This window comes from Streptomyces sp. NPDC040589, assembly GCF_055594445.1.
This window is the reverse complement of sequence record NZ_JBVIWP010000001.1, coordinates 848111-868291: the sequence shown is the minus strand read 5'-3', so window position 1 is coordinate 868291 and position 20181 is coordinate 848111. Positions and strand designations below refer to the sequence as shown.

Annotated in this window: 20 protein-coding genes; 14 read left to right on the top strand and 6 right to left on the bottom strand. The window is 72.7% G+C overall.

Annotation, left to right across the window (positions count from 1 at the left end; all coding sequences use genetic code 11):
• The first annotated feature begins 54 nt into the window (after positions 1-54).
• The 3 genes from ilvA (at position 55) to ACZ58V_RS03910 (ending at position 3289) form a co-directional block, all read left to right on the top strand.
• Complete coding sequence (gene ilvA / locus ACZ58V_RS03920) at positions 55-1284, top strand: threonine ammonia-lyase (protein WP_471288168.1); 1230 nt, start codon at positions 55-57, stop codon at positions 1282-1284.
• Between the two features lie 149 nt (positions 1285-1433).
• The gene (locus ACZ58V_RS03915; protein ID WP_468187491.1) at positions 1434-2435 is read left to right on the top strand and encodes an ATP-binding cassette domain-containing protein; all 1002 of its coding nucleotides are present in this window, start codon (positions 1434-1436) and stop codon (positions 2433-2435) included.
• Positions 2432-3289 carry an ABC transporter permease gene (locus tag ACZ58V_RS03910; protein WP_184591050.1) on the top strand — a complete coding sequence of 286 codons (858 nt, stop codon included), beginning with the start codon at positions 2432-2434 and terminating at the stop codon, positions 3287-3289. Before ACZ58V_RS03915 ends, ACZ58V_RS03910 begins: the two co-directional genes overlap by 4 nt.
• A gap of 52 nt (positions 3290-3341) precedes the next feature.
• On the opposite strand, the gene greA is transcribed toward ACZ58V_RS03910, so the two are convergent.
• Together greA and ACZ58V_RS03900 are read right to left on the bottom strand one after the other, a co-directional pair.
• A complete protein-coding gene (greA, locus tag ACZ58V_RS03905) occupies positions 3342-3839 on the bottom strand; it encodes a transcription elongation factor GreA (RefSeq protein ID WP_184591048.1) in 498 nt (165 codons plus the stop codon).
• 179 nt (positions 3840-4018) lie between these two features.
• Positions 4019-4417, bottom strand: a complete 399-nt coding sequence (locus tag ACZ58V_RS03900; protein WP_468187494.1) for a DUF4307 domain-containing protein — start codon at positions 4415-4417, stop codon at positions 4019-4021.
• Positions 4418-4564: 147 nt separating this feature from the next.
• Between ACZ58V_RS03900 and mca the strand changes: the two genes are divergently transcribed.
• Both mca and ACZ58V_RS03890 read left to right on the top strand, forming a co-directional pair.
• Positions 4565-5446, top strand: a complete 882-nt coding sequence (mca, locus tag ACZ58V_RS03895) for a mycothiol conjugate amidase Mca (protein WP_189722930.1) — start codon at positions 4565-4567, stop codon at positions 5444-5446.
• The gene (locus ACZ58V_RS03890; RefSeq protein ID WP_468187496.1) at positions 5439-5741 is read left to right on the top strand and encodes a hypothetical protein; all 303 of its coding nucleotides are present in this window, start codon (positions 5439-5441) and stop codon (positions 5739-5741) included. Before mca ends, ACZ58V_RS03890 begins: the two co-directional genes overlap by 8 nt.
• A gap of 32 nt (positions 5742-5773) precedes the next feature.
• On the opposite strand, the gene ACZ58V_RS03885 is transcribed toward ACZ58V_RS03890, so the two are convergent.
• Both ACZ58V_RS03885 and ACZ58V_RS03880 read right to left on the bottom strand, forming a co-directional pair.
• Positions 5774-5941, bottom strand: a complete 168-nt coding sequence (locus ACZ58V_RS03885; RefSeq protein ID WP_471288165.1) for a hypothetical protein — start codon at positions 5939-5941, stop codon at positions 5774-5776.
• Between the two features lie 79 nt (positions 5942-6020).
• The gene (locus ACZ58V_RS03880) at positions 6021-9221 is read right to left on the bottom strand and encodes a tetratricopeptide repeat protein (RefSeq protein ID WP_471288162.1); all 3201 of its coding nucleotides are present in this window, start codon (positions 9219-9221) and stop codon (positions 6021-6023) included.
• A gap of 257 nt (positions 9222-9478) precedes the next feature.
• Here ACZ58V_RS03880 and ACZ58V_RS03875 point away from each other — a divergent pair, with 257 nt between their 5' ends.
• Positions 9479-10009, top strand: a complete 531-nt coding sequence (locus tag ACZ58V_RS03875; protein WP_468187500.1) for a hypothetical protein — start codon at positions 9479-9481, stop codon at positions 10007-10009.
• An 86-nt stretch (positions 10010-10095) separates the two neighbouring features.
• On the opposite strand, the gene ACZ58V_RS03870 is transcribed toward ACZ58V_RS03875, so the two are convergent.
• Both ACZ58V_RS03870 and ACZ58V_RS03865 read right to left on the bottom strand, forming a co-directional pair.
• Positions 10096-11010, bottom strand: a complete 915-nt coding sequence (locus tag ACZ58V_RS03870) for an NADP-dependent oxidoreductase (RefSeq protein ID WP_471288161.1) — start codon at positions 11008-11010, stop codon at positions 10096-10098.
• Entirely contained in the window at positions 11007-11471 is a 465-nt protein-coding gene (locus ACZ58V_RS03865; RefSeq protein ID WP_468187504.1) for a hypothetical protein, read from the bottom strand. The genes ACZ58V_RS03870 and ACZ58V_RS03865 overlap by 4 nt, the downstream gene beginning before the upstream one ends.
• 232 nt (positions 11472-11703) lie before the next feature.
• Here ACZ58V_RS03865 and ACZ58V_RS03860 point away from each other — a divergent pair, with 232 nt between their 5' ends.
• The 8 genes from ACZ58V_RS03860 (at position 11704) to ACZ58V_RS03825 (ending at position 20158) form a co-directional block, all read left to right on the top strand.
• Positions 11704-12951, top strand: a complete 1248-nt coding sequence (locus ACZ58V_RS03860; protein WP_468187506.1) for a sedoheptulose 7-phosphate cyclase — start codon at positions 11704-11706, stop codon at positions 12949-12951.
• Positions 12948-13733, top strand: coding sequence for an SDR family NAD(P)-dependent oxidoreductase (locus ACZ58V_RS03855; protein WP_471288160.1), 786 nt, complete (start codon positions 12948-12950; stop codon positions 13731-13733). The genes ACZ58V_RS03860 and ACZ58V_RS03855 overlap by 4 nt, the downstream gene beginning before the upstream one ends.
• Before the next feature lie 52 nt (positions 13734-13785).
• Positions 13786-14469: an HAD-IA family hydrolase gene (locus ACZ58V_RS03850; RefSeq protein ID WP_471288158.1), complete on the top strand. Its 684-nt coding sequence runs from the start codon at positions 13786-13788 to the stop codon at positions 14467-14469.
• A 590-nt stretch (positions 14470-15059) separates the two neighbouring features.
• Positions 15060-15959 (top strand): ROK family protein, encoded by a 900-nt coding sequence (locus ACZ58V_RS03845; protein WP_471288155.1) that lies wholly within the window; start codon positions 15060-15062, stop codon positions 15957-15959.
• Complete coding sequence (locus ACZ58V_RS03840; protein WP_471288152.1) at positions 15956-17086, top strand: alcohol dehydrogenase catalytic domain-containing protein; 1131 nt, start codon at positions 15956-15958, stop codon at positions 17084-17086. Before ACZ58V_RS03845 ends, ACZ58V_RS03840 begins: the two co-directional genes overlap by 4 nt.
• The gene (locus tag ACZ58V_RS03835) at positions 17083-17865 is read left to right on the top strand and encodes a sugar phosphate isomerase/epimerase family protein (RefSeq protein ID WP_468187516.1); all 783 of its coding nucleotides are present in this window, start codon (positions 17083-17085) and stop codon (positions 17863-17865) included. The genes ACZ58V_RS03840 and ACZ58V_RS03835 overlap by 4 nt, the downstream gene beginning before the upstream one ends.
• On the top strand, positions 17862-18911 hold the full coding sequence (locus ACZ58V_RS03830; protein ID WP_468187518.1) for a zinc-dependent alcohol dehydrogenase: 1050 nt from the start codon (positions 17862-17864) through the stop codon (positions 18909-18911). Before ACZ58V_RS03835 ends, ACZ58V_RS03830 begins: the two co-directional genes overlap by 4 nt.
• Positions 18908-20158, top strand: a complete 1251-nt coding sequence (locus tag ACZ58V_RS03825) for an MFS transporter (RefSeq protein WP_468187520.1) — start codon at positions 18908-18910, stop codon at positions 20156-20158. The genes ACZ58V_RS03830 and ACZ58V_RS03825 overlap by 4 nt, the downstream gene beginning before the upstream one ends.
• Positions 20159-20181: the final 23 nt, after the last annotated feature.

Here is a 20181-nt window from a genome sequence, read left to right as displayed (position 1 = left end):
CTCGGAGGTTGGTCACAACCGTCGTTCCCGCCTGTGAACTGCGATGCTGGTGTCATGAGCTACAGCACGGCTGACTCCTTGCGACCCGTCACCCTCGACGATGTGCGCGGCGCCCAGAAGATGCTCTCGGGTGTGGCGCGGGTGACCGCGATGGAAAGCAGCAGGCACCTCTCCCACATGGTCGGCGCGCCGGTTCACCTCAAGTGCGAGAACCTCCAGCGGACCGGTTCGTTCAAGCTGCGCGGCGCGTACGTCCGGATCGCCGGGCTGCTGCCCGAGGAGCGCGCCGCCGGTGTCGTCGCCGCGAGCGCCGGAAACCACGCGCAGGGCGTCGCCCTGGCGTCCTCGCTGCTCGGTGTGCGCTCCACGGTGTTCATGCCGAAGGGCGCCCCGCTGCCCAAGGTCAGCGCCACCCGGGACTACGGCGCCGAGGTGCGGCTGCACGGCCAGGTGGTCGACGAGACGCTGGCCGCCGCGCAGGAGTACGCGGCCGAGACGGGCGCGGTGTTCATCCACCCCTTCGACCACTCCGACATCATCGCGGGCCAGGGCACGGTGGGCCTGGAGATCCTCGAGCAGTGCCCCGAAGCGCGCACGATCGTCGTCGGCATCGGCGGGGGCGGTCTCGCCGCCGGGATCGCGGTGGCGGTGAAGGCCCTGCGGCCGGACCTCAGGATCGTGGGTGTCCAGGCGGAGGGCGCCGCGGCCTACCCGCCCTCACTGGCGGCCGGACGGCCCGTGACCGTCGAGAACCCGGCGACGATGGCCGACGGCATCAAGGTCGGGCGGCCCGGCGACGTGCCGTTCGGGCTCGTCGGCGAGCTGGTCGACGAGGTGCGCACGGTCAGCGAGGACGAGCTGTCCGCCGCGCTGCTGCTGTGCCTGGAGCGGGCCAAGCTGGTCGTGGAGCCGGCCGGGGCGAGCCCGGTCGCGGCGCTGCTGAGCGAGCCCGGCTCCTTCGAGGGGCCGGTCGTCGCGGTGCTGTCGGGCGGCAACGTCGACCCCGTGCTGATGGAGCGGGTGCTGCGGCACGGCATGGCCGCGCAGGGCCGCTACCTGGCCGTACGGCTGCGGCTGACGGACCGTCCCGGCGCTCTCGCCACACTTCTGGGTGTGTTGTCAGTGGTGGACGCTAACGTCCTCGATGTGAGCCATGTACGGACCGACCCACGGCTCGGGCTCACGGAGGCGGAGGTCGAGCTGCACCTGGAGACGAAGGGCCCGGCGCACTGCGCCGAGGTCGGCCATGCGCTCCGCGAGGCGGGCTACACGGTCATGAGCTGAGCCTGTCCCCGGGGCCGGTCAAGATCCCTTTTTCTCACGGAACGCGACACCGATGAAACCTATTGTGAGACGCGATACATCGCGTTATGGTGTGTTCGTGCGAAGCATCAGCTATCTGACCGGTGATCCCCGAAGACGTGGAGACTCATATGCCAGGAGCCATCTATGCCGAAGGTCTCGTCAAGACCTTCGGTGACGTCAAAGCCCTGGACGGCGTCGACCTCGACGTGCCCGAGGGCACGGTCCTCGGCCTGCTCGGGCCGAACGGCGCGGGCAAGACGACCACCGTCCGCTGCCTGACCACCCTGCTGCGCCCCGACAGCGGGCGGGCGGTCGTCGCGGGCATCGACGTGCTCAAGCAGCCCGACGCCGTCCGCCGCTCGATCGGCCTGTCCGGCCAGTTCGCGGCCGTCGACGAATACCTGACCGGCCGTGAGAACCTCCAGATGGTCGGCCAGCTCTACCAGATGAGGGCGAAGGCGGCGAAGGAGCGCGCGGTCGAGCTGCTGGAGCAGTTCCACCTCACGGACGCCGCCGACCGGCCCACCAAGACCTACTCCGGAGGCATGCGCCGCCGGCTCGACCTCGCGGCGGCCCTGGTCGTCTCGCCGCCCGTGATGTTCATGGACGAGCCGACGACCGGCCTCGACCCCCGCAACCGCCAGCAGCTGTGGGAGGTCATCAAGCAACTGGTCTCCGGCGGCACGACGCTGCTGCTGACCACCCAGTACCTGGAAGAGGCCGACCACCTGGCGCACGACATCGCGGTGGTCGACCAGGGCCGGGTCATCGCCCAGGGCACCTCCGACCAGCTCAAGGCCCGCACCGGCGGCGAGCGCGTCGAGGTCGTGGTGCACGAGCGCGAGCACATCCAGGGCGCCGCCGAGGTCCTCGCCGGCTTCGGCAAGGGCGAGACCACGGTCGAGGAGCACATGCGCAAGCTGACCGCGCCCGTCACCGGCGGCGCCAAGCTCCTCGCCGAGGTCATCCGCGAACTGGACACCCGCGGCATCGAGATCGACGACATCGGCCTGCGCCGGCCGACCCTCGACGACGTCTTCCTGTCCCTGACGGGACATGTGGCCGAGGCCAAGGGCGAGGGGATCGAAGGAGAGATCGACAAGGGGATCGACATGGAGGCCGCCAAGTGAGCGCCGTCACCGACACCGTGCGGGTCGCGCCGGCCGCGAACCCGGTCAGCCAGTCGATCCGGGATTCGATGGTCGTTGCGAAACGCAATCTGATCAGAATGTCTCGTATCCCCGAGATGATTATCTACGGGCTGATCCAGCCCATCATGTTCGTGGTGCTGTTCACCTATGTCTTCGGCGGTTCCATGCAGATCGGCAGCAGTACCAGCGCCGTCGACTACAAGAACTTCCTGATGGCCGGCATCTTCGCGCAGACCGTCACGTTCGCCACGGCCAGCTCCGGCGCGGGCATCGCCGACGACATGCACAAGGGCCTCATCGACCGCTTCCGCTCCCTGCCCATGGCACGCGGCGCGGTGCTCACCGGGCGCACCCTCGCCGACTCGGTGCAGACGGCCCTGACCCTGGTGGTGCTCGCGGTGGTCGCCCTCCTGGTGGGCTGGCGCGTCGGGTCGGACGGCAGCACGAACGCAGGCAAGGTGCTCGGGGCCTTCGGCCTGCTGCTCCTGCTCGGTTACGCGTTCACCTGGATCGGCGCCCTGATCGGCATGTCCGTCAGAACCCCCGAGGCGGCCACGTCCAGCGGGCTCATCTGGCTCTTCCCGGTCACATTCATCTCGAACGCGTTCGTGGACACCAGCCACATGACCCCGTGGCTGCGCCACATCGCCGAGTGGAACCCCTTCAGTGCCACGGTCCAGGCCTGCCGCGTGCTGTTCGCCAACCCGGGCCAGTCGCCGTCGGACGCCTGGCCCATGCAGCACCCCGTCTGGGCCTCGCTGATCTACTCGGTCCTCATCCTGGTCGTCTTCCGGACGCTGGCGGTGCGCAAGTACCGCTCCGCTACGGCATGACAATGCCCCCGGCGCCGCAGCGACGCCGGGGGCAGGTCAAGGCTCGGTTGGTTCAGCCGTCGTACGGATCGGCCTTGATGATCTTCACCGAGGCCTTCTTGCCGTTCGGCAGCTCGTACTCGGCGTCCTCGCCGACCTTGTGGCCGATCACGCCGCTGCCCAGCGGGGACTGCGGCGAGTACGTCTCGATGTCGGAGCTCGCGTATTCGCGTGAGGCGAGCAGGAACGTCAGCGTGTCGTCCTCGTCGCCGTCGAACGCGATCGTGACCACCATGCCCGGCGCCACCGCACCGTCCGCCGCCGGCGCCTCGCCGACCTTCGCGCTCTCGAGAAGCTGGGTGAGCTGGCGCACACGGAGTTCCTGCTTGCCCTGTTCCTCCTTGGCCGCGTGGTACCCGCCGTTCTCACGCAGGTCGCCCTCCTCGCGCGCGGCGGCGATCTTCGCGGAGATCTCCGCCCGCGCGGGACCAGTAAGGTGCGCAAGCTCAGCCTTGAGCTTGTTGTACGCCTCCTGGGTCAGCCAGGTGACGTTCTCGCTGGTCTGGGTCACAGGTGCTCCTCGTAGGTACTGGGAATACAAAGCATCGCCCTACCCAGAAGAATGTTCCTTCACGGATGGGCGAAACCACGAGCCTAACAATTCAGGAGCAGAAGGGGGAGGACATAAGCCATCAGATTCACGTCAACGCAGGTCAGACGCTACGTATTGCACGTGACGTCCGTGGGGCCTCAGTCGGCCTGGCAGCCCTGGAGCTCGGCCGTCGTCCCGGGCGCCGTCGTGCGCAGCGTGAAGACCTTGTCGATGACGGTGGCGTCCCCGGTGAAGCGCAATTCGGCCCGGCCCACCACGGAACCGTCCTCGGCCTGTGAGCGCACTGTGCAGTAGCCGGTGGCACCGGCGTCCTTGCGGACCTCCAGATGCACCTTCACGGATTCCTTGCCGGGCTCGAAGCTGATCACTTCGGCGCTGATCTCGTTCTTGACGACGTAGTGGTAGCCGAACCAGCCGACCAGGCCCAGCAGTGCCACCGCGAGGACGGTTCCGATGATCTTGAGCTTGCGGTCGGCGCGCTCGTCCGAGGTACGGCCGTAACGGCCCTCGGGCAGTCGCGTGCTCGCCGTACTCATGATCGTCCTCCAGACAGGGCCGGGGCGAAGGTCCCGGAAGAGGCCCCGTGGCCCGGTCCCGGAATTATTCGCCCCCCGGTTCGGTCACTATAGAAGCCGCTGATTGCGCCGACGCACAGAGGGCGCCGACTTACTGAGGATTGAGTCTTGACTGACCAGTTGCGACTGATGGCCGTTCACGCCCACCCCGACGACGAGTCGAGCAAGGGCGCGGCGACCATGGCGAAGTACGTGTCCGAGGGGGTGGACGTGCTGGTCGTGACCTGCACGGGCGGGGAGCGCGGCTCCATCCTCAATCCGAAGCTCCAGGGGGACGCGTACATCGAGGAGCACATCCACGAGGTACGCAAGAAGGAGATGGACGAGGCCCGGGAGATCCTCGGGGTCAAGCAGGAGTGGCTCGGCTTCGTCGACTCGGGGCTGCCCGAGGGCGACCCGCTGCCGCCGCTGCCGGAGGGCTGCTTCGCCCTGGAGGACGTGGACGTGGCGGCCGGGGAGCTGGTGCGGAAGATCCGCGCCTTCCGCCCCCAGGTGATCACCACCTACGACGAGAACGGCGGCTATCCGCACCCCGACCACATCATGACCCACAAGATCTCGATGGTCGCGTTCGAGGGGGCGGCGGACACCGAGAAGTACCCGGAGGACGAGTACGGCCCGGCGTACCAGCCGCTGAAGATGTACTACAACCAGGGCTTCAACCGTCCCCGCACCGAGGCGCTGCACCAGGCGATGCTGGACCGGGGCCTGGAGTCGCCGTACGGGGACTGGCTCAAGCGCTGGGACGAGTTCGGCATGAAGCAGCGCACGCTCACCACGCATGTCCCGTGCGCCGACTTCTACGAGATCCGCGACAAGGCGCTGATCGCGCACGCCACGCAGATCGACCCGGACGGGGGCTGGTTCCGGGTGCCGATGGACATCCAGAAGGAGGTCTGGCCGACGGAGGAGTACGAGCTGGCGAAGTCTCTCGCCGATACCTCCCTCCCCGAGGACGACCTCTTCGCGGGCGTCCGCGACAATGCCTGACATGAGCGCAAGCGCAAGCCTGGCAATGACGCACCTCGTCTCCTTCGCCAAGGAGGTCGACGAGGACAAGGTCACCCCCGGCGTCCTCGGCTTCATCGTCTTCGCGGCGATGGCCCTGGCGGTATGGGCCCTGATGAAGTCCATGAGCCGGCACATGAACAGGGTGGACTTCACCCAGGTCCCGGACCCCAAGGCCGAGCAGGCCGAGGCGGGGCCGGAGTCGGAGTCCGAGTCGAAGGGGTCCGCCGAGAGCGCCGCGGGGGCCGCCGCGAAGAAGCCGTCCGCGAACGGCTGACCACCCGGCGGCCGCTCGTCGGCAGCGCGCTGTCACCGGCTGTGGGCGGCCAGTGACAGCAACAGGTGCGCCGTCTCCGGCCGCAGGTGGTCGGAGTGGGCGCCCGCCGGGCCGTGCCCCCGGACGAAGACGTCGCTCGCGTCCACGCTCACGTAGCGGTGGTCGAGCGCGCTGAGGGGGTAGGGCTCGGCGGGCGGCATCCGGACCGCCGAGATACGGTCGCAGTCCCCACACCGCGCCGTCAGCGAAACGTCCGACCATGACCCGTAAGGGCCCGCCTCACCTCCGTTCCGCCGAGACCGCCACCCCCATCACCTCCCGCGCATGCCGACTCGGCGTCATCCCCAGCCCCCACGCCTGCCACCCGGCCTCCAGGCTCGCGCCCCGTTCCAGCAACAGCCCCCAGGCGTCGATGTACTCGTCGAGCTTCTCGTCCCGCAGGGGATGGCCCGCCCGGGACAGCTGGGCCAGTTCCTCCTGGGCGACGGCCGTGCCGACCTCCGCGCCGCCCGGGGCCGCGTACGGCAGCAGTGTGCAGCGCAGGAAGCGGGCCCAGTCCTCGCCGCGGCGGTCGCCGTACGACGTGAAGAGGGCCGTCGCCTCCTCGCACAGGGCGAGTGCCTGCTGGGTGCGGGCGTTGCCCGCGTCCACGACCGCCAGTTCCAGGCAGGTCCATGCCTCGCCGTGGGCGACGCCGATGCGCTGGAAGTCGGCGCGGGCGTCGACGAGGAGCTGGCGGGCGAAGCCGGAGTTGCGCAGGGAGCCCGTCTGGGCGGCGCGCTGGTCGCGGGTGACGCGGGCCGAGTGGTGGCGGGCGCAGGCCAGGCCGTAGACGTCGCGCATACGGGAGAACATCGTGCGGGAGCGTTCGAGTTCGCGGACGGCCTGGTCCAGGTTGCCCGTCTCCTCCAGGGCCTGGCCCAGGTAGTAGAGGGTCCAGGCCTCGCCCCGCGCGTCCTCGTTGTCGCGGTGCCGGGCGGCCGCGCCGCGCAGTTCCTCCACGGCCGGGGACGCGTCACCGGCGACCAGCAGGGCCCGGGCCAGCTGGGTCAGGGCCCAGGCCTCGCCGCGGGCGTCGCGGGTACGGCCGTAGAGGTCGAGGGCCGCGCGCAGTTCGGACTCGGCGCGCGGGACGTCGCCCATGCGCAGGCCCAGCTGGCCGAGCTGGAAGTGGGCCCAGGCCTGGCCGTGCACCGACTCGCCGGCGCGGTGCAGCACCAGGGACTCGGTCAGCAGCTCCAGGGCCTCCGCGACCCGGGCCCGGTCCCGCTCCACCGCCGCCAGGGCGTGCATCGTCCACGCCCGGTCCGTCGCCAGCTCGTCGGAGGACTGCAGGGCCAGGGCCTCGCGGAGCTTCGCCGACGCCTCCGTCAGATTGCCCTGGTGGTGCAGGGTGATGCCGAGGGAGCACAGGGCGCGGGCGGCACCGGCGTCGTGGTGGGCCTCCCGGTAGAGGTCGACGACCGAGGCGAGGGTGGTGCGGGCCTTGTCGAGTTCGCCGAGCTGCCGTGCCGCGATGCCGGTGCGCCACTGCACCGAGCGGACCAGCAGTCCCTCGTCCACGGCCTGCGCCAGCTCGCTGATCTCGCCCAGGCGGTAGAGGTCGCCGCGCAGCAGGCAGTAGTCGCACAGGGCGCCCAGGAGGTTCAGCACCGCCGCCTGGTTCACGTCCTCGGCATGCCGCAGCGCCGCCGTGATGAAGCTCGACTCGTCGTCCAGCCAGCGCAGCGCCTCGTCGAGGGAGGTGAAGCCGTACGGGCTGAAGCGGTTGGTGCGGGTCGACATGTTGCCGTCGACCATGCGCAGCACCGAGTCGGCCAGCTCGGCGTAGTTCACGATCAGCCGCTCCTGCGCCGCCGTGCGCTCGGCCGGTTCCTCCTCGTCGAGGAGGCGGGCCTGGGCGAAGGCGCGGACCAGGTCGTGCAGCCGGTAGCGGTCGCCCCGGACGTGGTCGATCAGGCCCGCGCGGGTCAGGGCCTGGAGATGGCGCTTCGCCTCTGCCTCGTCGGTGGCCAGCAGCGCGGCGGCCGCGGCGGCGCCGAGCGAGGCCCGGCCGGCCAGGGCCAGCCGGCGCAGCAGCCGCCGTACGGTGTCCGACTGGTCGGTGTAGCGCAGCCACAGGGCGCGCTCCACCGGCTCGACCGGGCCGTACGCGCCGAGGTCGGTGGCCAGCGCGCGCGGGGAGCGCGGGCCGAGGCACGACCCCACGATGCGCAGCGCCAGCGGCAGTCCGCCGCACAGCTCCCGGACCCGGTCGGCGGACTCGGCGTCGTACGGCCCGGAACGGTCCTGCGCCGCCGCGCCCAGCAGTTCCTCCGCGCCCGCCGCGTCCAGCGGCTCCACCGCCAGCTGATGCACCCGCGCGGGCAGCTCGGCCGGTTCCAGCGGGCCCCGCGCGGTCACCAGCACCAGGCTGTCGGACCGCTCCGGGACCAGGGCGCGGATCTGCTCGGCGTCCGAGGCGTCGTCCAGGACGATCGTGACCGGCAGGCCGGTCAGATGCTGGTGGTACAGCTCGCTCAGCCGTTTGACCTGCTGGTCGGGGGAGGAGCGCTCACGGAAGAGCAGTTGCTCGCGGGGCGCTCCGAGCCGGTTGAGCAGATGCAGCAGGGCGTCGCGGGTGGACAGCGGGGACCCGCCCGGGCCCTCGGCCCGCAGATCGACGACGCAGGCGCCGCGGAAGTAGTCCCGCAGATCGTGCGTGGCCCGCACCGCGAGCGTCGTACGGCCGCTGCCGGGCGTGCCGTGCAGGACGACCACCGTCGGCCGGGTCTCCGTGCTCGCGCGGGCCGCCTGCACCCACTGCCGGATCTGCGCCAGTTCCGGCCGCCGCCCCGCGAACGGCTCCGCCGGATCCGGGAGTTGCGCGAAGGACTGCTCCAGCACATTGCGCCCGCGCGCCGCCGCGCTCTTGTCGGCGCCCCGCAGCCGCGGCCCGGTCTTCTTCGGCCCGGTGGAGGCGGCGAGCACCCGCTGCTGGTCCAGGAACGGCCGGATGCCCCGCACTTCCAGCGCCGTCAGCCACTGCAGCCGCAGCTGTTCAGGACCGCCCGGCTGGCTCACGGCCCCGGCGCGGTGGTGCGCGGCCGGCAGATGGGAGCCGACCACCTTGACGACCGTCGCCGCGGCGCCCACGACCCCGACGGCCACGCCCGCGCCCAGCGCCGTCCCGGTGCTTGTGCCGAGGGACATGTCGGCGACGACGGCCGCGACCGCCGCGACCCCGGCCACCAGCAGCGGAGTCCCGGCTCCCTCCCGGGCGTACCGCTGCCCGAAGGTGAGCTGTCCGGCCGCCGCCTCGTCCAGGGCGCGCGTGTAGGCCTCGTACTCCTCGGCCGCGCTCTGCGCCATCCCGTCGAGACCTCCGCGCGCCCGCGCGAGCAGCACCTTCCCGTCGCTGCGCCCGCCGGTCCGCCGTACCTCCTCCTCCACGGCCCGCGCCAACAGCCCCTCGGCCTCCGCCCGATGACTGTCCCGCATGTCACGTCCCCCTTCGGCGGCACCGGTGTGCCCCTGCTCATGCCCACGGTCGTTTCTTGGTCAAGTGTGCGGTGGACGGCGCATCGGGGCGAGAGGGCGTGCGTGGCCTGATGGTGTGAAGGGCCGGGCCCGTCGGGGTGCGTGGGCCCGGCGGACGGGTCGGGGCCCGGGGGCGTAGATTGGGTACCGGCCTGCTCTGGCTCAACGGTGCGTCGTATGCGGTCCGTGAGTTGACGTCGTCAGACACAGGGGGTCAGGTGTTCAGCAGGCTGTTCCGGCGTGGGGCGGGGCGTTTCCCGGCGGCTGTCGAGGACCGGCGCAGAGACGCCGAGTTGAGAGCGCACAGCCGCCGGCTGATGCGAGAGCTCGCGCCGCCGCTGCCGCTCGGCGTGACCACGCTGTGCGCTTTACTGGCCGAGCAGCGTGGCACCCCCATCAAGCTTCTGAAGTGGGATCTGCCCGCCGACGGCCCGTTCGGGATCCTGCTCTCCCGTCAGGACGAGGACGTCATCGTCTACCAGGCGAAGACCACCAGGGCGCACCAGCAGCACATCATCCTGCACGAGGTCGGCCACATCGTCGCCTACGACCTCGCCGGTGAACGGCCCGAGCAGCCGCAGTGGCGCACCTGCTACTCCGACCGGGACGAGCGGGACGCCGAGATCGTCGCGTCCACGCTCATGCACCAGGCGATGTCGATGCAGCGGCAGGCACAGCGCTACGGTCTGGACGAGCCGTGGCGGCCCTCCGTCCACGGCAGCCTCGTCTTCGAGAACGGGCTGACGTGAAGACCCCCTGAGGTTGCTGAAGAACCCTGAGGTTCGCTGAAAGACCCTTGAGGGCCCCTGAAGACCCCTGAGGGTCCCTGAGGCCCCTAAGGGACCAGCACCAGCTTGCCGCGGAAGCCGCCGCGTTCCAGGCGGCGGTGGGCCTCGGCCGCTTCCTCGAAGGGGAGCACGGTGATCCCCTGGTCCGGGACGGTTCCCCGGGCCGCGGCCTCGGCCACGCTCACCAGATCGTCCCGGTCCAGCTCCACGCCGATCAGGGTGTACGCCACGTCAGGGCGGCCGTCCGGGTCCGGGGCGCTGAACGGGGTGATGGTGAGGAAGGCACCCCCGGGGCGTACGGCCTCGATCAGGCCGGGTGCTCCGCCGGCGTCGATCACGATGTCGTAGGCCCCGGTCTCGACCTGCGCGGGGTCGGTGAGCACCGCGCCCTCGGCGGGGCGTCCGGCCCGCCGCTCCTGCCAGGCGGCCCGGTCGGCGGGCCGGACGAGCAGGTCGGTGCGGGCCGACGCCTCGTCGAGCAGGCGGGCCGCGATGTGACCGCCGACGCCGCCCTGGGCGCCGATCAGCAGGATCCGCTTGCCGTGGCGCTCCGGGGTCCGGCGCAGCAACTGCACCGCGGTCACACCCGCCAGGGGCAGCGCGGCGGCGTCCGTGAGCGTCATTCCGTCCGGGACGTGTGCGACGTAGCGCGGATCGAAGGCGACGTACTCGGCCATGCTGCCCACGCCCGTGCCCAGTTGGGCGGTCATCGCCAGGACGCGGTCGCCGGGGCGGAAGCCGGAGCCCTCGGGGGCGTGCTCGACCGTGCCCGCCAGGTCCCAGCCGAGGACGGCGGGCAGGGAGGTGGGTATCTGGCCCGAACGAGTCGCCAGGTCCACGGGGTTGACGGCGGTGGCGGCCGTCCTGATCACGACCAGGCTCTCCGCGGCCTCGGGCTCCGGCACGTCCCGGACCTCCAGCACCTCCGGCCCGCCGGTCCGTGACATGCAGACGGCCCTCATACGTCATCCTCCTCGCTGCCGGACCTCGCGGACTTCGGGTCGTCCAGGACGTCCATGATCGACAAAAGCTGTTCACGCATTTCCGGCGTGAGCCGGCCGGCGCGCATCGCGATCGAGCGCACCTGCCGGTCGGAGAGCGCCTCGGCCCACTCGTCCTTCTCCTCCTGGACGGCGGCGGGCGGCGCGGCCTCGGAGATGAGGGCGCTCACCGACACCGGCAGCGTCATCTCCCGGGACTGGAAGTAGCGCACGATCGCCGAGAGCACGCTCACCGTCGGGTTGGTCTGCGAGCCGTTGCGCAACGCCGTCAGATAGCTCCGGGAGATGGTGACGTCGTGGCTCGGGTCCTGCGAGATCGCCTGGGCGACCTCGGAGGTTGTCGGTTCACGCAGGCGGCCCACGGCATTGGCCGTGGCGGCATCCGCGAACCAGGCATTCAGGCGTTCTGCCAGCGTGGCCATGCGGGTCGACCTTCCTAAGGCTCCGGCGACTCAGGGGGGCGGAGGCAATGCGTCGGGCGGCTCTGTCCGACGGGTGCGCGCAGTGTGCTCCCCCGTGCGCCGACAACCTCGTCTCCTTGATCACGAGCGTAGCACTGCGGCACCCAGCGGGTCACGCTGCTACTATATTGGACGCAGTGCCGATAAACCTGCCTGTTGTTCAGTGATGTGGCACCAGATTTTCGGAGGGGACATGCATAGCGGTACTCAGTTCACCCAGGGGCTCCGCCTGGCCATGGACGACGGTCCGGCCTGGACGATCGAGGCCGTACGCCAGGTGCGTTACCACGTCGTCAGCTCCGACCACCTCTTCTCGCCGGACAACACCACGCTGCTGACCGGCTGCCCTGACACCCCGCTGCGCGCCGGTGAGCGGCGGCTCGTCGTCATCGACGAGAACGTGGACGCGCTCCACGGCGCGCGGATCCGCGAGTTCTTCGCGTTCCACGGCATCGAGACCACGGTGCTCGCCCTGCGGGCCGACGAGACCGTCAAGCAGTGGGACGCCGTCTCCCGGGTCGTCGACGCGATGAACGACTTCGGCATCGACCGCCGCCGCGAGCCCGTCATCGCCATCGGCGGCGGAGTGCTCACCGACATCGTCGGATTCGCGGCGAGCCTCTACCGGCGGGGCACCCCGTACATCCGCATCCCCACGACGCTGATCGGCCTCGTCGACGCGGGAGTCGGCGTCAAGACCGGGGTCAACTACGACACCGGCAAGAACCGGCTGGGCACGTACGCGGCGGCCACGGCCACCTTCCTCGACCGCTCGTTCCTGAGCAGCCTGGACCTGCGGCACATCAGCAACGGCCTGGCCGAGATACTGAAGATGGCGCTGATCCGCTCCGAGGAGCTGTTCGAGCTGCTGGAGACGCGCGGTCCCGAGGTGCGGGCGGACCGCTTCCAGGGCTCCACCGGCGACCTCGCCCAGGCCGCCGACGCCATCGTCGCCGAGTCCATCCACCTGATGCTCGAGGAACTGCAGCCCAACCTGTGGGAGTCCGCGCTGGAGCGCTGCGTGGACTACGGCCACACCTTCAGCCCGACCATCGAGATGCACGCCCTCCCCGAGCTGCTGCACGGCGAGGCCGTCGTGATCGACATGGCGCTCACCACGGCGCTGAGCACCCTGCGCGGTGACGTCAGCCAGGCGCAGGCCGACCGGATCTTCTCCGTCATCCAGGCACTCGGGCTGCCGCTGTGGAACGACGTGCTGGACGACCCGAGCCTGCTGGAGGAGGCGCTGCGCGACACGGTGCGCCACCGCGACGGCCACCAGCGGCTGCCGCTGCCGGTCGGCATCGGGCGCCACCGCTTCGTCAACGACGTCGACCCCGCCGAACTGCGCGCGGCGACGGAGCTGTTGCGCCGCCGGGCCCGGGACACGGCACAGGGAACGGCACTTGACGCTCCGGCCGAGGCCCTGGTGGGCGCGTGAGCACCCCCGCGCGCATTCCCGAGCGCACCCCCGTGCGCAGGCCCGAACGGGCCGTGGTGATCGGCGGATCGACCGGGATCGGGAGGGGCGTCGCCGACGCCTGGGCCGCGTCCGGCATCGAGACCCATGTCTTCAGCCGCAGCCGGCCCGCCGGTGACGGCGGTGACCGGCTGGTCTGGCACCGGCTCGACTTCCGCGACCCGGAGCAGGCCAAGGAGGCCCTGCGTACGGGTATCCCGGAGCGGGTGGACCTGGCCTGCTACTCCGCCGTCTACTTCACCGCCCGCCGCGAGCCGTTCACCCGGGTGAGCGAGGCCGACTGGCTGGACCAGTTCGCGATCAACGTGCACGGCCTGTCCTGGGCGCTGCGCGCGGCGCTCCCGGCGTTGCGCGCGGCCGGCCCCGGCCTGTTCCTGCACATCTCGTCCGAGGTCGTCTACAACGCCGGCCCGAACCGCTCGGGCTACGCCGCCACCAAGGCCGCCGCCGACTCGCTGATCCGGTCGGTCGCCCAGGAGATCGACCCCGCCGAGACGACGTTCGTGCAGGCCCTGCCCGCCGGCATGGTGGACAGCCCCGGCATCAGGGCCCGCCGGTCCGCGGACTTCGACTACAGCGGCTACATGTCCCCGGCCACCTTCGCGCCGCTGGCCGCCGAACTCGCCCGCACCCGGGGCGTGCCGTACGCCGGTGACGCGCTCGTCGTGCACCAGGACACCACCTGGTCGTCCGTCGCGGAGGACCTTCCCGTGTCCCAGTCGCGTCCGATCGTCGGCGTCTAGCCGGTTCTCCCGCGTCCCCCGCTCGCCCGCTGACCTTTCCCAGGAGCAACTCTTGCCTCAACTGCACGCAGCAGCACTGCTGTTCGACATGGACGGCACCCTCGTGGACTCGACCGCGCTGGTCGAGGCCACCTGGGCCGGCTTCTGCGAACGGCACCGGCTCGATCTCACGGAGGTACTGGCCTTCGCCCACGGGCGTCCCACCCGGGAGACCGTGCGCCACTTCCTCCCCGACCCCGGCCGGGCGGCCGAGGAGACCCGGCGCCTGGTCGCGCACGAGGAGTCGGAGACCACCGGCATCACGGAGGTCCCCGGCGCCCGGGCGCTGCTGACCGAGCTGCCGCCGCACGCCTGGGCCGTGGTCACCTCCGCCGGCCGCCGCCTCGCGGAGGTGCGGATGGCGGCGGCGGGGCTTCCGCTGCCCCGGCTCCTGGTGAGCGCGGACGACGTGACGCACGGCAAGCCGGACCCCGAGGGCTATCTGCGGGCCGCCGCCGCGCTCGGCTGCGCGCCGGAGGACGCCGTCGTCGTCGAGGACTCCGGCGCCGGAGTGCGGGCCGGACTCGCCGGCTGCGGGCACACCGTGGTCATCGGCGGACTCGACGCCTACGACGACGTGGCCCCGCGCTGGGCCGACTTCCGCGGATTCCGGGTCGTCGCGCGGGAACCGGGGCGGGCCGGGGTGACCCTGGACGTGCCCGAGCCGGTCGCCGCGGGAGCGGTGGTCCGGCCGTGACCCGGGCCGCCACGCCGCTCCGGCACGTTCCCGAGGGCCGGTATGCCTCCGAGGGCGGGTATGCCTCCGAGGGTCGGGACGCCCCCCAGGGTCGGGAGGCCTCCGAGGGTCGGGAGGCCTCCGAGGGTCGGGAGGCCTCCGAGGGTCGGGAGGCCTCCGAGGGTCGGTATGCCCCCGAGGGTTGGGACGCCTCCGAGGGTCGGGAGGCCTCCGAGGGTCGGGAGGCCTCCGAGGGTCGGGAGGCCTCCGAGGGTCGGGACGCCCCCCAGGGTTGGGACGCCTCCGAGGGTCGGCACGCCTCCGAGGGTCGGCACGCCTCCGAGGGTCGGGACGCCCCCCAGGGTTGGGACGCCTCCGAGGGTCGGCACGCCTCCGAGGGTCGGGACGCCCCCCAGGGGCGGCACGCCCCCGAGGGTCGGCACGCCCCCGAGGGTCGGCACGCCCCCCAGGGTCGGCACGCCCCCCAGGGCCGGCAATCCCCCGAGGGCCGGCGGACCGGCCCCGCGGCACCGGCCGCCACGTTCGCGGCGGACATCGGCGGCACCTGGGTGCGGATGCGCGTCGGCGGGCCTGACGCGCCGGTGGAACGAGTGCCCTCGCCCAGCCGTCTGCGCCACCCGGACCGCTCCATCGCCCGGCTGCGGGCGGACATGGTCGAGCTGCTCGGCGACCGGGTCCCGGCCGGTGCCCGCGCCGCCCTCTCCTTCGGCGCGGCCATCGACCATCTGACCGGCACCGTCTACGGATCGGCCCCGCTGTGGGGGGACGAGGCCGCCCCGTACGACCTCGCCGCCGACCTGCGAAGGCGCCGGCCCGACGTCACCTGGCACCTCGTCAACGACGTCACCGCCGCGCTGCTGGACTTCGCCGCCGTGCACGCCAGGCCCGGTACCCGCCGGGTCGCCTATCTGACCGTCAGCAGCGGCATCGCGCTGCGCATCGCGGACCTGGAGCGGACCAGGATCCCCGTCGACGCCTGGGGACTGCAGGGAGAGGTCGGCCACCTGCCGGTCCCGCTCACCGACCCCGGCGCGGACGTCCTCGCGGGGCTGCCCTGCGAGTGCGGCGCGACGGACCATCTCGCCTCGGTCGCCTCCGGGCCGGGCCTCGTCCGCGCGGCCCGGCGGCTCGGACTTCCCGCGGCCCCGCAGGTCGCCGACTGGCTCCCCGGCGCCCTCGCCGCGGACGACCCCGGCGCACGCCAGCTGCTGGAGCTGTGCGCCGCCCCGGTCGCCCAGCTGCTGCGCACCCTGTGGTGCCTCGACCCGCACCTCGACCTGATCGGGATCGGCGGGGGAGTGGCCGAGGGACTCGCCGGCCCCTACGCGGCCGAGATCCGCCGCCGGCTCACCACCGCCACCTCCTACGCCGACCGGGGGCGCGACGACGCCTGGCTCGACGACCGGCTCGTGTTCTGCGAACCAGGGCGGGTGGACGCGCTGAGCGGAGTGCGACGCGTCGGCGACTGGATTCCGGGGGTCAGCCGATGAGCGCCGTGGGTCAGCCGGCGAGCGCCGCGGGTCGGCCGGTGACCGGCGCGACCCATCGCGCCCTGGTCCGCCGGACGGCCGACGGCTCGGGCCACACCCTGGTCGAGGTGGCCGAGGTGCGCACGCCGCGCCTCGACCCGGGCGACATGCTGCTGGCGCCGACGACCGTGGGCATCTGCGGCACCGACTGGCAGATCCTGCGCGGCCTGCGTGACGACCCCAGCCCCGTCCTCGGACACGAGGGCGTCGCGTACGTGGTCGAGCCCGGGGAATCCGGGCTGCCGGCCGGCACGCCGGTCACCGTGAACCCCACGCATCCGTACGACGCGTCCTTCCTGCTCGGCCACAATCTCCCCGGCCTGTGGGCGGAGCGCACCCGGATCCCCGCCACGGCCGTACGCGCCGGGCTGATCGTCCCGGTGCCCGCCGACGCCGCGCAACCGCGTGTGGCCGCGCTCGCGGAACCGCTCGCCTCCGCCCTGTACGGCGCCCGTATCGCACGCCACACCCTGACCCCGGCGGCACTGGTCGTGTGGGGGGACGGCATCGTGGGGCGCCTCGCACGCGACCTGTGGCTGACGGAGCGGCCCGGGCTGCACACCCTTCTCGTGGGGCACGGCGACGACGCCACCGACCCGCACGCCGCCGGTCTTCCCGGGCTGCTCGCCGGCCTGCCCTCGCCGGTCGTCGCCGTGATCGCCACACCGCGCACCGGCACGCGCGAGGCGCTGACCACCCTGGACCGGTATGTGCCGGGCACGCTCCTGGTCGACCTGCACGCCGGGGTGCCCTCGGGGCCGGTCCCGCTGACCGCCGGCGACATCGACGCCGCCGCGATCCGCGCGGCCAACTGCGGCGGCGCGCCCTGGCCTCCGAAGGTCGAGGAGTTCACCCGTCCGCACGGCAGGCTCCTGCTCTGCGGCCACCGGGGAGTCTCCGGTGACCATCTGCGCCAGGCGGTCGACCTGCTGCGCACCACCCCGGCCCTCGGCGAGGAGGTGCTCACCCACCAGGTCGGCCTGGAGGAGGCTGCGGACCTCGTCAACACCGTGCTGACCTCGTCCACGCGCAGGGCCGGCGGGCGCCGGGTGCTCAAGGCCGCCGTGCGTATCGGGAGCCGGCCATGAGCGCGCCGACCGCCGTCGCCGCGCCGCAGTGGCGGATCGGCACCGACCGCCGGGCGGCGGCCCGGGCCGCTGTCGCGGCGGGGGCCGACCAGCTGCACCTGGACTACGGCGGAGCCCACCGCGGGCCGCCGCTGAGCGACCCCGTCGCGCTGCGGGCGGCCGAGGCGACCGCCGGGGAGATCCCGGTGCCCGTGCTCGCCGTCAACCACCTCAACGACATCGGCCTGGCGCGGGAGGACGGCACCCCCGACCCGGCGGCCGTCGACCTCCTGCTGCGGGCCCTGGACTGCGCCCGGCAACTCGGCGTGGCCGTACTGCACGTGCCCGGGTTCCGGCGGAGCCTGCCGGTCACCGCCCCTCTGCGCGCCGGGACGGCCGAGGCGCTGCGCGGCCTGTGCGAGCGGCTCGCCGGGGCGGACCTCCTGGTCGCCTACGAGTCGCCGCTCGGCCCGCACGACTCCCTGGAGCTTGCCCGGGCGGTGGACCATCCGGCCCTGCGCCTGGTCCTGGACACCGGCAACCTGCTCGACGCGGGGCATCGGCCGCTCGCCTTCGCCGAACTGGTCGGGGGAGCCGGGCTGCTGCTGCCGGACCTGCACATCAAGGACGGCTCCCGTACGGCCTTCCCCACCGCCGGCCTCCCGGCCCTGTTGCGCGGCTCCGGCGCTCGCTCGGTGCTGGTGGAGAACGACTACCGGGACGCCCCGGACCGTCTGCGCGAGGACATCGCACTGTGCCGCCGCGCGGCCGAAACCCGTCACCCGAAGGACGCACCATGAAAGCCATCCAGCTCATCGCCCCCCGCACCCTGTCGGTCACCGACACCGCACCGCCCGAACCCGGCCCCGGCGAAGTCCTCGTCCGGGTGGGCCTGCTCGGGCTGTGCGGCACCGACCTCGGCTTCTTCGACGGCAGCAGCAACTACCTGCGGGACGGGCTGAAGAGCTACCCCTTCGTCCTCGGCCACGAGTGGATCGGCACCGTCGTCGAGACCGGCCCCGGCACCGACCCGGAACTGCTCGGCCGACGCGTGTCGGGCCACAACTTCCGCGGCTGCGGCAAGTGCGCGCACTGCCGCGCCGGACGCGTCCGCTCCTGCCCGGACCGCAGCGAGATCGGTGTGCTCGGCCCCCGCCCGGGCGCCGGCGCGCAGCTGATCACCGTGCCGGTGGACACCCTCACCCGGATTCCGGACGCCCTGTCCGACGCGGCGGGTGCCCTGCTGGAGCCGACCGCCGCCGCGGTGCACGCCGTGGACCGGCTCGCCGTGACCGCCTCCGACCGCGTCGCGGTGCTGGGCGCGGGCACGCTCGGGCTCGCCGCGGCGCAGACGGCCCGCGCGATCGGCGCGGACACCGTCGTCCTCGACCCGCACCCCGCCGCGCGGGAGCTGGCCGCCGAGCTGGGCCTGCGCGCCCAGGCCGGCCCGGGCGCGGCGGACGAGGAGGCCTACGACGCCGTGATCGAGGCGTCGGGCAACGAGGCGGCGGTCCGCTCCGCCGTCCGCCTGGTCGCGGCGGGCGGACGCATCGCCCAGCTGGGCACCCCCCACCACGCCGTGGACGGATTCGACGCGGCGGGCCTGGTGATCCGGGACGTGACGCTGCACGGCGTACTCTCCGGCATCGGCTACTGGGACCGGCTCGTCGGCCTCGTCGAGTCGGGTGCGGTGAACCTGGACGCCCTCGTCGACCGGGTCTTCCCGCTGGACGAACTGGACGCCGCCTTCGCCCGCCTCACCGACGGGAACCGGAGCCGCCCCAAGGTCCTCGTCCGGATCGGCCCGGCGCACGGCGCATCCGACGACCCGGCGTCCGCCGCATGAGCGGCACGGCAGTGGCCCGGGAAAGGGAACGGGAACGGATCGACGCGCCGACCGCCGCGCGGCTGGCCGTCCTGGCGAGCGCCACCTTCGTCTATGTCACCTTCGAGGTCTTCCCGGTCGGGCTCATCGCGGACATCGCCCGCAGCCTGGACGTCTCGGCCGGGCGGGTGGGGCTGCTGATCAGCGGATACGCCGTGGTCGCCGCGATCGTCACCGTGCCGACGGTCGCGCTGGCCTCCCGCGTGTCCCGGGGCACCGCCCTGGTGGTCTCGCTGCTCGTCCTGGTCGCCGCCGAGTTGCTCGCGGCAGCCGCGACCAGCTTCTCGATGATGGTGGTCAGCCGGGTCGCCGCCGCCCTGACGCACGGGGTGCTGTGGTCGCTCGTCGCCCCGGCCGCGGCCACGCTGGTGCCGCGGTCGCGGGTGGGCACCGCCACCGCGGCGGTGTTCGGCGGGTCCACGCTCGCCGCGATCGCCGGCAGCCCGGGGACCACGCTCATCGGCGAGCTGATCGGCTGGCGCGCCACGGCCCTGGTCCTCGCGGCGGCGACCGTGGCCGTGACCGTCGGACTGGTGTGGGCCCTCCGGCCGCGCGACGACGCCGCGCGGCCACAGACCGGGCAACCGCGGGGGACGGCCGTCCCGGAGACGGCGCGAGGCGCCGTGCACTGGCCGCGCGTACTGACCCTCTGCGCCGTGGCGGTGGTGCTCATCACGGCGCACTTCCTGAGCTACACCTACTTCGCCGTCCTCGTCGCCGACATCACCGGTACCTCCACCGCCGTGGTCGTGCTGCTCGCGGTCTTCGGGCTCGCCGGGGCCGTGGGCACGTATCTGGCGGGCCGGAACAACGACACCGCTCCGCAGCGGACGGCGGTCGTGACCATCGGGGTGTTCGCCGCGGGCGTCGCCCTGCTGGCGCTGTCACCGGCCCTGGGCGGAGCCGCCGTGCGCGGCGTGGCGGCCGCGGCCGCCGTCGCCCTGTGGGGCGGCGCGTTCGCCGCGGCCGGACCCGTCTTCCAGACGGGCGTGATGCGCCTGGCCGGCAAGGACGCCGACCGGGCCTCCTCGGTCTACGTCACCGGCTTTCAGATCGGGATCGCGGGCGGCTCGGCGCTGGGCGCCGCGCTGCTCGGCCACTCCTCGCTCTGGCTGCCCGTCGCCTCGACCGCGCTCGTGGCAGCGGTGCTGCTGGCGGTCCTGGTGCTGCGCCCGGTGCCCGCGGCCGAAGCGCCGACGTACTCCTGAAAATCAACTTGCTTATATAGTGG